The sequence below is a fragment of the Moraxella sp. RCAD0137 genome (assembly GCF_002894025.1).
GTDB classification, from domain to species: Bacteria; Pseudomonadota; Gammaproteobacteria; order Pseudomonadales; family Moraxellaceae; genus Moraxella; species Moraxella porci.
Map to the genome: position 1 here is coordinate 220,569 of NZ_LTCC01000001.1, position 15,090 is coordinate 235,658.

A 15,090-nucleotide genomic window follows, 5' to 3' on the forward strand; every position below is an offset into this window, starting at 1 on the left:
CTTTAAAGCCAACCAATGCCACCAAAGCGCACGGCTGTATGACGCCACGGATCAATCCCAAGCCAGTCAGGATTGTTGGCGTCTTTCAATACTTTCTTGCCATTTTTTGGCTCGGCGTGTGCGATCCGCCACTTGTCCGACCAACTGCCCACACGCTGCATCAATATCATCGCCACGCGTCTGACGAATGGTACAGACAAAGCCTGCGTTATTAAGAATATTGCTAAACGCATGGATGCGGTTATTGCTTGAGCGGTCATACGGTGCATGCGGAAATGGATTAAACGGAATCAGATTAATCTTACTTGGCAAATCTTTGAGTAGCGCCACCAGCTGTCTTGCGTGCTCATCACTGTCATTCACGCCTGCAAGCATTACATATTCGATGGTGACGTGTTTTTTGTGGCGGGGATTTTCATCATAAACATAAGCTTTGGCGGCGGCGATGAGTTCAGACAGTGGGTATTTTTTGTTAATCGGTACCAGCTCATTGCGTAGCTCATCATTGGGTGCGTGCAGACTGATGGCAAGCGCCACATCAATGTCTTTGGCAAGATCATACATCTTTGGCACAACGCCCGATGTTGAGAGTGTCACACGACGCTTGGATAAGCCAAACGCATGATCATCAAGCATCAAAGACATCGATGCCACCACAGGCTGGTAGTTGAGTAGTGGCTCACCCATACCCATCATGACGACATTGGTCACACGGTTCTCACGCTCGGTCGGGGCGACATCTTCCATATAGGACTGGTTGGCGACCCATAACTGACCGATGATCTCACTTGGTGTCAAATCACGCTCAAAGCCTTGTTTACCTGTACTACAAAATGAGCAGTCCAAAGCGCAGCCAACTTGGCTTGAGATACATAAAGTCTTACGCCCAAATTGCTTATTGTCATCGGCTGGAATCAGCACTGTCTCAACCAGCGAGCCGCCAGCAACCTCAAACACCCACTTACGCGTACCATCTTGGCTAAATTCCTTATATTTCACCGTCGGTGGCGTGACGCAGGCTGTGTCATGCAGACGCTGTTGCAGTTTTTTTGAGATATTGGTCATCTCAAAAAAATCGGTCACGCCAAATTGATAAATCCACTTCATCACCTGCGTCGCTCGAAATGGCTTTTCGCCAATACTGACAAAAAAAGCGGCAAGCTCATCTTTTGACATACCCAAAAGATTGATTTTAGCTTGAGTGTCGCTATTGACATCAGGTGTATGAATGACAGGAATTTTGTTCACAAAGTTTCTTCTATATCAACAATTAAACGCACTATTATACCCAAAAATTTTGTCAAAGTCATGCGCTGCACCACATCGGCACAGCCAGACATCATTGTGGGTTTTGTTAAGGCTTAAGCGATCAATGCATTGATCGGCCATCATCACGCCATGGCTTTGACGCGTGCAACTTGACGCGCGAAATCCTCGCGGTACTCAAGCAGCTCTTCACAAGTGATGGCAAACACACCGCTACCGCCTTTTTCAAAGGTCAGCCAATCAAACTGAATCTCAGGATACGCTTGGCGCAGCGCCCATTCACTATCACCAACCTCACAGACGAGCAAGCCATCGCGTGTCAGATAATCTGGCGCATCATGCAGGATTTGATGCACCAGATCCAAACCGTCTTGACCTGCTGCCAGCGCATGCTCAGGTTCGTGCAAAAACTCAGGTGGCAACTCTGCCATGATCGCAGCATCCACATACGGTGGATTGGTGACGATCAGCTCATATTGATTCTCAGCAGGCAATTTGGCAAACAAGTCCGACTCAAGCAAATTCACCTGATGCTCAAGCTCATGATGCTCAACATTCGTCCATGCCACCTCAAGCGCATCTTTGTCAATGTCGGTAGCATCGACATTGGCATCAGGAAATGCCTTAGCCAGTGCGATGGCGATACAGCCTGACCCTGTACATAAATCCAAAATGCGTTCAGGTGCGGCCAGTTGCGACTCTTCCAAGCCATGATGAAAAAACTTCGACTTGCGCACATCATCGACATCAAAATACGGATAAAATTTTTGTTGGATCAACTCAGCGATCGGTGAGCGTGGGATCAAAACGCGCTCATCAACATAAAATGGCAAATTGCAGAAATACGCCAGATTAATCAAATAACTCAAAGGCTTACGCTGAATGATACGCTCGGATAATAGCGTTAAGACTTGTTGTTTTTCGCTTGGGGTGAGTTTACATTCTAAAATCTGTTCATCGGCCGACCACTCAAGCGACAGCGAATGCAGCACAATCGCTGCTGCTTCAGCAAATTCATCGGTTGTGCCTTGTGCCACTACCACATCATATTGGCGCAGCTTGGTCACCACAAAGCGGATAAAATCGCGAATCGTCACCAAAGCTTGTTCGGCCTCACCAAGCTCTGCATACAAAGCAGCGATGTCCGCTTGGGTCAGCTCGCCATTTTCACTGGGTGTGTATTCAAATTCATGGTCTGCTAAGTCGTCATGATTTGCAATTTCATTAAATTGTGACATAAATTACCTTAAATGATGAAAGTCAGCTATCACATCCCTGTGGATTTGATGGCAAATTTTGGCGTTTTGATGGCCGCTTTATGGAGTCAAATGACTTTATTATAATGAAATTTATCAATAAAAGCACGAATTTTCCAAGCAATTGGTCAGTAGATGCTCAATAAACACGGAATGAAAGTGAATTTTGGCCAATTTAGCCAACTTTGATGGAATGCGTTTGGCTTTAAGTCGAAAAATTGCTACACTATGCGCATTGACCCAAGCTAAGTTTTTGGATTAGACCAGATTTAGAGATTAAATGATGAAACATAGTGACTTTTGTTTGCCTGATGGCATGAGCGCCGAGACTTTTTTGGCTGACTATTGGCAAAAAAAACCGCTTTTGATCAAAGGCGGCCTGCCTGCTTTGGTGGGTATGTTTGAGCCAGAAGATGTGCTTGGCCTTGCGCTCGAAGATGGCGTATCAGCGCGTCTGATTAGCCAAGATGATGCCAATCCCGATCAATGGTCGCTTAAACAATCGCCACTGAGCGAAGAAGATATCGATCAAGCACCGACGCTGTGGACGATTTTGGTGCAGAATTTGGAACAGTGGTCGCCTGAGCTTGGTGAGCTGTGGTCGCATTTTGATTTTATTCCAAAATGGCAACAAGACGACATCATGGTGTCGGTCGCGCCCGAAGGCGGTTCGGTGGGCGCGCATTATGATGAATATGATGTGTTTTTGGCGCAAGGATTTGGCGCGCGTCGCTGGATATTGGGAAAGATGTGCGATGCTGACACGCCCTTTGTGCCTGATCAGCCGATTCGCTTGCTGGATGATATGGGGCAGATTATTTTTGATGAAGTGCTTGAGGCTGGTGATGTGCTGTATGTGCCACCAGGACTTAGCCATCATGGTATTGCCCAAAACGACTGCTTGACTTTTTCTTTTGGCTTTCGTCGCCCAAATCTGGTGCAGATCATCGATGAGATCGCCGATGTTGCCACCAACCACAGCGAGCTGTTTCGTGTGCTGACTTTGCCTCAAGCTCTGCAAGATGACGCCTTTGAGCTGAGTGATGACAGCATCCAAGCCATGAAAAAAGCCGTCTTAGATCTACTAAATTCCAAAGCAGGCGATGCGCTGTTTGCTGATGCCATCGCTGAGCTGGTCTCCAAGCGACAGTATGAGCTGCTGGCCTTTGAAGATGAGCTGAGTGCAGATGAGCTAAGTGATCGCCTGTCCGATGGCGAGGCTGTGATGCTAAATCCTGCCTGCCGCTTCGTGCGCAAAGGTGCTGCTTGGTATGTCAATGGCGAGTGTGTCAGCTTTGATGCTGAGGCTTTGGCGCTGTTTGAACGACTGATCGCAGGCGAGGTGATTGGGGATGGTGATGTGGATGACGAGAAGTTACAAACCCTAAGCCAATGGCTCAATGACAACTGGCTGGTGATGGTATGAAAATGCGCGTACTTCGAGCGGTGTTGATCATCATGGCTCTGATGCTGATTGCGGCGTTGTTATTTTTAAGACATCAAAACAACAACCAACCGACCAATCCGGTCCCTGTACTTAGCACAGCAGAATCAAGCTGATTTTATTCATTTTCATTTTTATAAGAACAGATTATGTCATTTGTGCATTTGGGCATTCGCAGCGAATATGCCATCATCGATTCGATCGTTCGCATCAAAGAGCTGATCAAGGCCGCCGCTAATGACGGTCAGACCACGCTTGCGCTTGCCGACTGGAACAATATGTTCGCTGCAGTCAAATTTTATAAAGCCTGCATCGGTGCTGGCATTAAGCCAATTTTGGGTGCTGAGGTGGTCATCGGCGATGCCATCGACAAAGATGCTGCCGATGCGCGTCACAGCGTGATTTTATATGCCATGAACAATCAAGGCTATCAAAATCTGATGCGCTTGATCTCAGATGCCTACACCAACCGTCCGATGAATGATAATGGCTCGGTGCTGTTTGAAACACCTGTCATTACCAAACACGCGCTTAGCCAATACAGTGATGGCTTGATCGCCATTCTCACCCATCGCTCTGAGATCGCGCTGTCTTTATTGGGCAATCACCCAGACAATGCCCTGCCGCTGTTACAAGCATGGCAAGAAGTATTTGGCGATCGCTTATACATCGGCATCCGCCGCGTCAAAACTGGTGATGATCGTTTCAATCAAAATGCCATCATTCAAGCAGCCAAGCTTGGCATCGCCATCGTGGCGCATAATGATGTGCGTTTCATCAACCCAAGCCCGATTGATGCCAATGACAAAAACAACATCGCAAGCACCGACTTTGATGCTCACGAGGCGCGGGTATGTATCGCAAACGGCTATTTGCTGAGCGATGACAAGCGGCCGCATGACTACACCGAGCTACAGTATTTTAAGAGTCAAGATGAGATGGCAGAGCTATTTGCTGATTTGCCAGAAGCCATCGAAAATACCAATCGCTTGGCGTCTCGCTGCAATGTCACGCTGACGCTTGGCATCAATGTCTTGCCTGATTTTCCGATTCCCGAAGGCGATACGATTGAGACATTTTTTCGTAAGACATCCGCCGATGGTCTGAACAAACGCCTAGATAAGCTCTATCCGATCGATGAGCGCGGTGATGATTGGCCAGAGATCCGTAAGCCCTATGATGAACGACTAGAATACGAGATTGACATTATCCTAAAAATGGGATTCCCAGGGTATTTTCTGATCGTTATGGACTTTATCCGCTGGGCTAAAGCCAATGGCGTCCCTGTTGGACCGGGTCGTGGCTCGGGTGCAGGCTCGCTCGTTGCTTATGCACTGAACATCACCGACCTTGACCCGCTTCGTTACGACTTGCTGTTTGAACGATTCTTGAATCCTGAACGCGTCTCGATGCCTGACTTTGATATCGACTTTTGTATCGAAGGTCGTGACCGCGTCATCGACTATGTGGCGCGCACTTATGGTCGCCAAGCGGTGAGCCAGATCATCACTTTTGGTACGATGGCGGCTCGCGCGGTGGTGCGTGATGTGACGCGCGTTCAGGGCAAGCCCTTTGGTCTGGGCGATCGCATCTCAAAGCTGATCCCAAAAACCCCCGGCATTAAGCTAGATGAGGCGATGGAACAAGAGCCGCAGCTCAAAGAGTTGCTCACCAATCCTGACGCCCCCGATCATGAGCTGGCGCTTGAGATTTGGGAGATGTCAAAAAAATTAGAAGGCATCACGCGCAATGTCGGTAAGCACGCAGGCGGTGTACTGATTGCCCCAAATCGTATCAGCGATTTTAGTGCGGTGTATTGTGACGACGAAGGTCATCCTGTCAGCCAGTTTGATAAGGACGATGTCGAAGCAGTCGGCTTGGTGAAATTTGACTTTTTGGGTCTTAGAAACCTAACCGTCATCCAAGCAGCGGTCGATAACATTAACCAAACGCGCCAAGCGCTCGGCCAGCCGCCGATCGATCTTGAGACACTGCCGCTTGATGATGCCGATGTCTATAGCTCAGTACTCCAAGAAGCCAAGACCTCTGCGGTATTTCAGCTTGAAAGCTCAGGGATGAAAAAATACCTAGCGCAGCTTAAGCCATCGAATATCGAAGATGTCATCGCGATGTGCGCGCTGTATCGCCCAGGGCCGCTCGAATCAGGCATGGTGTCGGACTTTATTGAGCGTAAACACGGCATCCAAGAAGTCGCTTATCCGCATCCGCAGTTTCAACATGAGCTGTTGCAGCCGCCTTTAGAATCCACCTATGGCGTCATCGTCTATCAAGAGCAAGTGATGCAGATCGCACAGGTCTTAGCAGGTTATACGCTAGGCGGTGCCGACATGCTACGCCGTGCGATGGGTAAGAAAAAACCCGAAGAGATGGCCAAGCAGCGATCATTGTTCGTCGATGGCGCGATCGGTCAGAATATCGATGGCGGTTTGGCGGCGCAGATCTTTGATTTGGTCGAAAAATTCGCAGGCTACGGCTTTAACAAATCGCACTCGGCTGCCTATGGGGTGCTTGCCTATCAGACAGCATACCTTAAGCACTATTATCCTGCTGAATTTATGGCGGCAGTACTCACCTCTGAAATGGATGACACCGATCAGGTGGTGTTCTTATTATCAGACTGCCGCGATAACTTTGGCCTAAACATCATTCCACCGAGTGTCAATCATAGCCAGTGGAAATTTGTCGTGCGCGACAGCAAAACCATCGTCTATGGCCTAGGCGCGGTCAAAGGCGTGGGCGAAGAAGCAGTCAACAGCATCGTCGCGGCGCGTCGTGATGGGCCATTTAAGGACTTATTTGATTTTTGTAATCGTGTGGACATCAAAAAAGTCGGCAAGCGATCTTTGGAAGCATTGATTAAGGCAGGCTGCTTTGATGTGCTGGCAGAAACCCTAAAGCCACATTATCTTGGTGAAGATTTTGATCATTCGTATCAGATTCGCCGCGGTCTGTGGCGACAGCTGCCTGAGGCGATGGCTGCCGCCGATCAGAACCGCCAAAATCAGCTCACTGGCACGATGGATCTGTTTGCTGAATTTGATGATACTCTGTTCGTCGCGCCAGAGCTTGAAGAGGTATTTTGGCAGCCTCAAGATCGTCTGCGCTACGAACAGCAGACTATTGGCCTGTATTTGACTGGCCATCCACTCGATGAATATCGCAGTGAGCTACCCCTATACACCACCGTCAGCAGCATATTGGATCTCAAAGACACAGGCAAAGGCGGCCACGCTTGGATTGCAGGGCTGATATTTGATGTGGCGTTTTTTGGGGAGCGCATTGTCGTGAAGATCGATGATGGCAAAGGCCGCCTAGAGATCAGCTGCTATTCTGATACCTTTAAGAAATTCAAAGACATTCTCACCCCAGGCAAGAGATTACCTGGTATCAATGAAGAATATGAGCCAGATTTTAATAGCAAAGGCGAACGACAGTTTATGACCATCGCCAATATCGTCATCGCCAAAATCAGCGTTCGCGAAAGTGATGATGGCCGCATCTTTACCCGTCTTTTGCATGTCGAACCCATCGAACAGGCGCGCATTCGCAGGCTCAAAGAAATTCATCTGAAGCTGCCAAGTCACGACAGCCAACAGCTTGATGCCATCTTAAGTCTATTAAAAGAAAATCGCCCACCGCCAGCTGCCCTACTCCGCGGCAGCCATATGGGCGCTAACGATGAAGATTATGATGCCCATCAACAAGGTGATCTGTGCGTACCAATCAATCTGTATGTCTATGACGCATGCTGTATCGGACGCGTACTGGTGAATGATCGTCTGCGCATTTATCCAAGCGATGAGAATATCGCCACCCTAAAATCCAGCATCCCTGCTGAAAATCTGGTATTTCGCTGATGAAACAAACGATGACATCTTATCTGCCGCACATCCGCATTGTGATGGTTGAGACTACCTTGCCTGCCAATATCGGCTCGGCAGCTCGTGCGCTACACACCATGGGGCTGTCGGATTTGGTGGTGGTTAATCCGCGCCTACCGATTGATGAGAGCAGTGTTGCCAATGCCGCAGGGGCACAAGAGCTACTGGCTAATACTCGCATCACCGCCACACTTGATGAGGCGCTCAGCGATTGTACACTGATTTTTGCTGCCAGCGCTCGCAGTCGTCAGATGCCACGCCCTGTCGTGACACCTGCCTTTGCTGCTATGATGATGGCACAGCATTTATCAGTGCAAGATACATCAAGCGACCAGTCTGATGATGCAGTCATCACACCACGCATTGCCATTTTATTTGGCCGTGAAAATCACGGGCTTAATAATGATGAGCTTGCCAAGGCGGATTATCATATCCAAATCCCTGCCAACCCTGCGTATCCCGTGCTCAATGTCGCCAGTGCCATTCAGGTCATCGCATCTAATATTTATGCACAGTTTTCAAATCCTTGTGATGATATTGCACAGACAAATAGCGTACAAGGTATTTATTCAAATAAACAAACCCAAGGCACGCCACAGATCACCCATCCGCTTGACATCACCATCCGTGGACAATGGGATGAGCCTGCCATCAGTCATGCTCAGGCGATGAGTCTAAACGCAGCAACGATTGACTTATTAAAAAAACTCAATCTTGCCCACGATGACGACCTAAAGCACCTACCGTACCGATTATCACGGCTGTCATCACGACTACAGCTAGACCAAAAAGAGTATGCACTGATTCGAGCATTGATCGCCAAAGTAGATAAGCTTGTGGATTCTTAATATTGATGGCAGCATGGCGAAGGCTTGACCCATAGGTTGCATCACCCTGTTATGGATAAATCCAGTCATTCGGCATCAGCGCGCTTGCATCGCTGGGTTTTTTGGGGTTAAAATAGCCGAAACGGATTATTATTGAGGGATTGCCATGACCACCACGCCTGCCATGCTCGATGAGCTGCTGTTGCAGCAACAGCAGTATTTTGCCAAGCACCCAATCCCAAGCGCTGCCGAGCGTCGGCACAGACTGGATCTGCTCAAATCCGCCCTACTAAAGCATCAAGACGCCCTGATCCAAGCCATCAATCAAGATTATGGCAACCGCTCTTTGACCGAATCCAAAATCGGTGAACTACTCACCTGCATCGAACAAATCAAATACTACCAAAAACACCTGTCACGATGGATGCGCCCCAGTAAACGCCGTATCGGCATCTTGCATCAGCCTGCCAGCGGCTATGTCAGCTATGAACCCTATGGCGTCATCGGCATCATCACGCCTTGGAATTACCCACTAGTGCTATCGATGGGTCCGCTGATCTGCGCTTTGGCAGCGGGCAATGTGGCGATGGTTAAGCTCTCTGGCGCATCGATGCATTTTGGTAAAGTCCTAAAGTCCGCCTTAGCTGAAGTATTCATGCCATCTCAAGTTGCCGTCGTCTATGGCGATGACATCTCTGAGCATTTTGGTAAATTGCCCTTTGATAAGCTGATCTTCACAGGCTCATCGGCAGTTGGGCGCATCGTCATGCAACAAGCCGCTGCCAATCTCACCCCTGTGCTACTTGAGCTGGGCGGTAAATCGCCTGCCATCGTTCATGAGTCGATGCCAATGGCAGATGCCGCCGAGCGACTTGCCTTTGGTAAGCTGTGGAATGCCGGTCAAACCTGCGTAGCACCCGATCATCTGTATCTGCCCAGAGGCAAGCTTGATGAGTTCATCGACTGCTACCAAAAACAAGTCGCCAAGATGTACCCCACTCTTGCCAAAAATCCTGACTACACCAGCATCATCCACGCCCGTCAATATGATAAACTACAGCAACTCTTAACCGATGCTGCTGCCAAAGGCGCGACCATCATCCACATCAATCCTGCCAATGAAAGCGATGAGATGCTCAAAGACATCCGCAAGATTCCGCCGACGATCGTGCATGGAGTGAGCGATGAGATGCTCATTATGCAACAAGAGATTTTCGGCCCAATTTTGCCGATCATCGAATACGACGATATCGACCAAGTCATCCATACCATCAATCAAGGCGATCGCCCGTTGGCGCTGTATTATTTTGACTATAACAAGCAGCGCGGTGACTACATTCGCCAATGGACACATTCAGGACACTTCGGGCAAAATGGCGTCGTCACTCATGTGGCGCAGGATGATCTGCCCTTTGGCGGTGTCGGTGCGTCAGGCATGGGCAAATACCATGGGCCTGAGGGGTTTTATAGCTTTAGCCATGCTCGCTCGGTGATGTACACACCCAAGATTTTTGGCTTAAGATTGATCTTGCCGCCTTTTGCCAGTAAGTTTGCGCTGACTTGGATTGAGCGATTATTTTTAAGATAATATTGTCAATTTATCATCTTAATTTTGCTTTATTCATTATCCATCAATCAATAATGCACAAGGATCGTCATGTCAAATACCACCCAAAATCTAGAGCTACCAGCCGCCATCCATCCGGCGCCCAAGCCTGATTTGGCGTATAAGTCTCAGTATCGCTATGTCGGCATGATGCTCGATGTCGTCGGTCGCAGCCTTGTGATGGCAAGCCATGTTGATCCAGTGATTCAAGAGGAGATCGGTGAGCTACCTGAGAATTTGATCATCATGATGAGCGTCTTTGGCACGCCACTGGGCTTTGGCATCCAAGTGCAGTCGGTGCTGATGGATGATCGCAGTCATGCCAAACGACTGGTGTGGCTAGGCAGTCTGGCAGATATGGATCAATCAGACAATCACAAAGCGCTAAAGATTTATTTTAAACATTTAAGATTTGCTTATCAGATACTATCCTTTAAAGAAAGCACTGCCACAGGCTTTGCCAATAACCGCATGGTGGTCGATGGCGATGTGTCTTTGGCAGTGATCTTAGTGCGCTGCCTAAATCGCCTAGAGAGCGTGATTTTGCCAAAAATCTTAGCACGAAAAGCCATCAAAGCTTATCCTGATGCACTTGGTTTGCCCCAAAAGCTTGGCCATGCACTAAAAATCTACGGCAAACTATTGGCATCATATGTCTTTGGTCACTCAACTACCAACCCGTCTGCCTAAGGAGCCATGTGATGCACGATTATTTTGAATTTTATTGCCCTGTCAAGATCATCGCAGGTCAGCAGGCACTTGAGAATATCCCATTTGAGCTTACACTTTTGGGTGTGCGCCGTGTGCTACTCATCACCGATGCAGGCGTGCGTCAAAATGGTCTTTTGACACCGATTTTACAGGCATTTGTTGGGATGGATATTGAGATCGGCTGCATCGTTGATGATGTGCCAAGTGATTCAAGCTTACAAGTGGTCAAACAAGTCAGCCAAGCGTATCGCACACATCAGTGCCAAGCGATCTTAGCTGTCGGTGGTGGCTCGGTCATCGATACCGCCAAGACCGCCAATATCTTAGTCAGCCTCGGTGGTGATGATCTGATGGCATATGCTGGTGCGCACAATCTGTCAAAACCACTCAATCCACTGTTCGTGGTGCCAACCACCGCAGGCACTGGCTCAGAAGTCACCATGGTCGCAGTCATCAGCGATGATGCTACCCAACAAAAAATCGCATTCGCCTCTTATCATCTACTGCCAAACATCGCCATCTTAGACCCACGCATGACCAAGACACTGCCGCCACGGCTGACTGCGATGACAGCGATGGATGCTCTGACACATGCCATCGAAGCTTATACAGGACTTGCGCACAATCCGATGAGTGATGCTTATGCCATCAGCGCCATTGAGCTTGTCGCCAAAAATCTACCCAAAACACTCGATACACCCGATGACAGTGATGCTCGACTGGGCTTGGCTGTCGCTGCGACGATGGCAGGCATGGCGTTTTCAAATTCGATGGTGGGACTCGTGCATGCGCTCGGTCATGGACTTGGCGCCATCGCCCATCTGCCGCACGGCGTGTGTATGAACATCTTTTTGCCAGTGGTGCTGTCGTATAATCAAGATCACGACGGTGAGCGACTTGGGCGACTGCTACTGCCTTTGGCTGGTGAATCGGTGTATCTACAGACCAAAGCCGATCAGCGCGCCGCTGTACTGATTCGTCACATTCGCACACTTCAGCAGTCGTTGCACGCACGCACAGGTCTGCCTTATACACTTGAGCAGACCGGTCAGGTACAGATCTCGCAGTTTGATGCCATCGCCAAAAAAGCACTGAATGATGGCTCAATCATTTATAATCAAAAAGAAGCAACACTGGATGATTTGATCGAGTTATTGCACCAAGCTTGGCATGGCGAATGGACGATCATCTGATTGATGGCAAGTTGGCAAAGTTTATCGATCTGATGCATCTTGTGATTGAAGCTTGGGCGTATCTGGCGTACAATACGCCCTTTAGTCATTATTTTCACATCCATATCCCAAGAGTGACTTGATAATTAACGATCTCATCGCTACTATAGTTCACTATAGTTAATCAGATGAGTTAGGATAACGCCATGTCGATTTTTGCCAAATTGCGTCAGCTAAAAGACGCCATCGATGACGATGTACAAGCCGTACTGGAGCGCGACCCTGCTGCCCGAACCAAGGCCGAAGTACTATTGACCTACCCAGGCATTCATGCCCGTATCATGCACCGCGGTGCGCACTCATTGTGGCAGCGTGACCAAAAATTCTTGGCGCGTGCATTATCGCATTTTAGCCGCTGCACGACAGGCATTGAGATTCACCCTGCCGCCAAGATTGGCAAGCGATTTTTTATTGATCATGGCATGGGTGTGGTAATCGGAGAGACTGCCGAGATCGGCGATGATGTGACCTTGTATCACGGGGTCACACTGGGCGGTGTATCATGGGAAAAAGGCGCAAAACGCCATCCAACACTGGGTAATAATGTCGTCGTCGGTGCAGGCGCGAAGATTTTGGGTGGTTTTAGTGTCGGTGACGATGCCAAAGTCGGCTCAAATGCCGTCGTGGTCAAGCCTGTACCAGCAGGTGCGACGATGGTCGGTAATGCTGCTCGCATGATCGTCAAAGAAGAGCCAGCCAGCCCTACCGAGCACCAAGCGCAGTCTGAGCATCTGTTTAACGCCTATGGACTTAAGCCCAATGCCAAAGATCCTGTGGCATCGAGCATCGCTGCTCTGCTTGCACACATCCAAGACCAGGACAAACAAATCTGCGAGCTGATGGATGCAGTCAAACGACTTGATCCAAATTTTAAGCCAAAATCGATCAAGTCATTATGTAAAGATGATCTGTTGGTGCTTAATGAGGATACTGTCAGTGACTTTGTCATATAAGTGGCCAAATAAGCTGAGACAAAACTGATGAAAAACCGCTGCACTTGGTGCTTATCCGACCCGATTTATATCGCTTATCATGATGATGAATGGGGCAAACCTGTCTATGACGATGACACCTTATTTGCCATGCTGTGCCTTGAAGCCATGCAGGCGGGCTTAAGCTGGATTACCATTTTAAAGCGTCGTGATGGGTATTATCGGGCGTTTGATGGCTTTGATGCCACCAAAATCGCTGCTTATGATGATGCTAAAGTCGATGAACTCATGCTAGATGCAGGTGTCATTCGCCATCGCGCCAAGATTTTGGCAATCATCAATAATGCCAAAGCATATCTGGCGATCAAACAGCAGCAAAGCTTTAGTGACTATCTGTGGGGCATCACCACACCTGATGGCAAGCCCATTGACAACCGCCCTGCAGCACTCTCCGACATCCCTGCACAGACCGATGTGTCTGTACGCCTAGCCAAACAGCTTAAAAAAGACGGCTTTAAATTCGTCGGTGCCACCACCTGCTATGCCTTTATGCAGGCGGTGGGGATGGTCAATGACCATGTGGCGGAGTGTGAATTTCGCTAATGGCGGTGTCAGATGCCTTGGATTTGTTTATTCAAATTACTAAGCCATCGACGCCATCAGCGCCATCAGCCAGTGATTAGCCATGCGCTGATTCTAAGCTTAAACTGATGACACGCGTTGAGTCATCAGTTTAAGCTTTATGGCTCAGATAGTGACTCAGACATCGGCATCTTTTTTGGTGGTATCATTCGTGTGATGCTGAGCAAGCAGCTTTTCAAGCATCGATCGATCCAAACCCTCGATTTGAATGGTGCGATTGGGAAATGGAATGCTGATACCTTCGGCATCAAAGGCGTATTTGACCTGTTCAAGCAGCTCTGCTTGCACGCCAAACCAATCATCATTATTCGCCCACACGCGCATGCTCAGATTCACCGAACTGTCCGCGAGCGCAGTCACAATGACCGTTGGCTCTGGCGTATCAAGCACATTGGGGTGCGTCTTGGCCAATGACAGCATGACAGAGCGCGCATGGCGAATGTCAGCATCATAGCCGATGCCGACATCGATGTCCACGCGACGCGTCGGCAGCGAAGAATAGTTGACACTGGCACTGGTCATGATGTCACCATTTGGAATGATGATCTCGTGATTGTTGGCGGTGCGGATGCGTGTATTGACCAAAGTGATATCAAGCACCGTACCAGTTTGGCCGCCGACTTCCACGACATCTCCGCGACCAAAAGGACGAAAAATCACGATCAGCACGCCTGCAGCCAAGTTAGACAGCTGATCTTTGAGCGAGACACCAATCGCCACGCCAGCTGCACCGAAGATCGCCACAAAGGAGTTGGTGTTCACCCCAAGCTTATTGAGCGCTGCCAAAATCACAGCCACCAGCATCAAGCCGTACAGCAAATTACCCAAAAAATTGGCAGTCGTATTATCCAAGCGACTTCTTGCCATCACATGTTTGGCGACGAGTACCACACGCTTGCCGATCCATTTACCAACAAAGAAAATCAGCAGCGCCAGCACCAATCGACCCGACATATCAATCGCAAGCTGTGTCAAGGTATTAATATCAATCGGAATGCCCAAAAACTGCAGCGTATCATTAGCGCCATGCTCCAAAGTATCCTTGGTCAATTTGGCAGCATCTGCAGCCACTTCTTTGGCGGTCTCAGCTGCTTGTCTGGCTTCTTCGGCAGCCTCGGTGACAGCCTGCGCGGTTTGTGTTCGCTCTACGGTATCGTTGCTACTTTGTGTCATAGTTTACCCGTCATCCACTTTATTAAACTCTGCAATTTAAAATAAAATCATTGATAGCCAAAAAGCTCAAAAGGCTTGTAAATACAAGCCTTCATTGCC

The 15,090-nt window shown here is 48.8% G+C and carries 13 protein-coding genes; 10 read left to right on the forward strand and 3 right to left on the reverse strand.

The window, feature by feature from the left end; genetic code table 11:
* Positions 1-66 precede the first annotated feature (66 nt).
* Positions 67-1,248 (reverse strand): 23S rRNA (adenine(2503)-C(2))-methyltransferase RlmN, encoded by a 1,182-nt coding sequence (gene rlmN / locus AZ602_RS00955; protein WP_103033286.1) that lies wholly within the window; start codon positions 1,246-1,248, stop codon positions 67-69.
* 143 nt (positions 1,249-1,391) lie between these two features.
* On the reverse strand, positions 1,392-2,504 hold the full coding sequence (prmB, locus tag AZ602_RS00960) for a 50S ribosomal protein L3 N(5)-glutamine methyltransferase (protein WP_103033287.1): 1,113 nt from the start codon (positions 2,502-2,504) through the stop codon (positions 1,392-1,394).
* A 301-nt stretch (positions 2,505-2,805) separates the two neighbouring features.
* Here prmB and AZ602_RS00965 point away from each other — a divergent pair, with 301 nt between their 5' ends.
* From AZ602_RS00965 to AZ602_RS01000, 10 genes are all read left to right on the forward strand, one after another.
* Entirely contained in the window at positions 2,806-3,948 is a 1,143-nt protein-coding gene (locus AZ602_RS00965; protein ID WP_103033288.1) for a cupin domain-containing protein, read from the forward strand.
* Positions 3,945-4,082, forward strand: coding sequence for a hypothetical protein (locus tag AZ602_RS10030; RefSeq protein ID WP_158245099.1), 138 nt, complete (start codon positions 3,945-3,947; stop codon positions 4,080-4,082). Before AZ602_RS00965 ends, AZ602_RS10030 begins: the two co-directional genes overlap by 4 nt.
* A 33-nt stretch (positions 4,083-4,115) precedes the next feature.
* Entirely contained in the window at positions 4,116-7,844 is a 3,729-nt protein-coding gene (gene dnaE, locus AZ602_RS00970; RefSeq protein ID WP_103033289.1) for a DNA polymerase III subunit alpha, read from the forward strand.
* Positions 7,841-8,716 (forward strand): RNA methyltransferase, encoded by an 876-nt coding sequence (locus AZ602_RS00975; protein WP_369803849.1) that lies wholly within the window; start codon positions 7,841-7,843, stop codon positions 8,714-8,716. Before dnaE ends, AZ602_RS00975 begins: the two co-directional genes overlap by 4 nt.
* Before the next feature lie 145 nt (positions 8,717-8,861).
* Positions 8,862-10,283 (forward strand): coniferyl aldehyde dehydrogenase, encoded by a 1,422-nt coding sequence (locus AZ602_RS00980; RefSeq protein ID WP_103033291.1) that lies wholly within the window; start codon positions 8,862-8,864, stop codon positions 10,281-10,283.
* A 69-nt stretch (positions 10,284-10,352) separates the two neighbouring features.
* Positions 10,353-10,991: a hypothetical protein gene (locus AZ602_RS00985; protein WP_227525130.1), complete on the forward strand. Its 639-nt coding sequence runs from the start codon at positions 10,353-10,355 to the stop codon at positions 10,989-10,991.
* Between the two features lie 8 nt (positions 10,992-10,999).
* The gene (locus AZ602_RS00990) at positions 11,000-12,205 is read left to right on the forward strand and encodes an iron-containing alcohol dehydrogenase (RefSeq protein ID WP_103033292.1); all 1,206 of its coding nucleotides are present in this window, start codon (positions 11,000-11,002) and stop codon (positions 12,203-12,205) included.
* Complete coding sequence (locus AZ602_RS10035; protein WP_158245100.1) at positions 12,190-12,327, forward strand: hypothetical protein; 138 nt, start codon at positions 12,190-12,192, stop codon at positions 12,325-12,327. The genes AZ602_RS00990 and AZ602_RS10035 overlap by 16 nt, the downstream gene beginning before the upstream one ends.
* Positions 12,328-12,390: 63 nt before the next feature.
* Positions 12,391-13,197, forward strand: a complete 807-nt coding sequence (gene cysE, locus AZ602_RS00995; RefSeq protein WP_199174059.1) for a serine O-acetyltransferase — start codon at positions 12,391-12,393, stop codon at positions 13,195-13,197.
* A 27-nt stretch (positions 13,198-13,224) separates the two neighbouring features.
* A complete protein-coding gene (locus AZ602_RS01000) occupies positions 13,225-13,779 on the forward strand; it encodes a DNA-3-methyladenine glycosylase I (protein WP_103033293.1) in 555 nt (184 codons plus the stop codon).
* A 156-nt stretch (positions 13,780-13,935) separates the two neighbouring features.
* On the opposite strand, the gene AZ602_RS01005 is transcribed toward AZ602_RS01000, so the two are convergent.
* On the reverse strand, positions 13,936-14,991 hold the full coding sequence (locus AZ602_RS01005) for a mechanosensitive ion channel family protein (RefSeq protein ID WP_103033294.1): 1,056 nt from the start codon (positions 14,989-14,991) through the stop codon (positions 13,936-13,938).
* Between the last annotated feature and the right edge of the window lie 99 nt (positions 14,992-15,090).

Bases quoted from the DNA above. Each gene is read 5' to 3' on its own strand.
- prmB (WP_103033287.1), bottom strand. From the start codon at position 2,504: ATGTCACAATTTAATGAAATTGCAAATCATGACGACTTAGCAGACCAT.
- AZ602_RS00965 (WP_103033288.1), top strand. From the start codon at position 2,806: ATGAAACATAGTGACTTTTGTTTGCCTGATGGCATGAGCGCCGAGACT.
- AZ602_RS10030 (WP_158245099.1), top strand. From the start codon at position 3,945: ATGAAAATGCGCGTACTTCGAGCGGTGTTGATCATCATGGCTCTGATG.
- dnaE (WP_103033289.1), top strand. From the start codon at position 4,116: ATGTCATTTGTGCATTTGGGCATTCGCAGCGAATATGCCATCATCGAT.
- AZ602_RS00980 (WP_103033291.1), top strand. From the start codon at position 8,862: ATGACCACCACGCCTGCCATGCTCGATGAGCTGCTGTTGCAGCAACAG.
- AZ602_RS00985 (WP_227525130.1), top strand. From the start codon at position 10,353: ATGTCAAATACCACCCAAAATCTAGAGCTACCAGCCGCCATCCATCCG.
- AZ602_RS10035 (WP_158245100.1), top strand. From the start codon at position 12,190: ATGGACGATCATCTGATTGATGGCAAGTTGGCAAAGTTTATCGATCTG.
- cysE (WP_199174059.1), top strand. From the start codon at position 12,391: ATGTCGATTTTTGCCAAATTGCGTCAGCTAAAAGACGCCATCGATGAC.
- AZ602_RS01000 (WP_103033293.1), top strand. From the start codon at position 13,225: ATGAAAAACCGCTGCACTTGGTGCTTATCCGACCCGATTTATATCGCT.
- AZ602_RS01005 (WP_103033294.1), bottom strand. From the start codon at position 14,991: ATGACACAAAGTAGCAACGATACCGTAGAGCGAACACAAACCGCGCAG.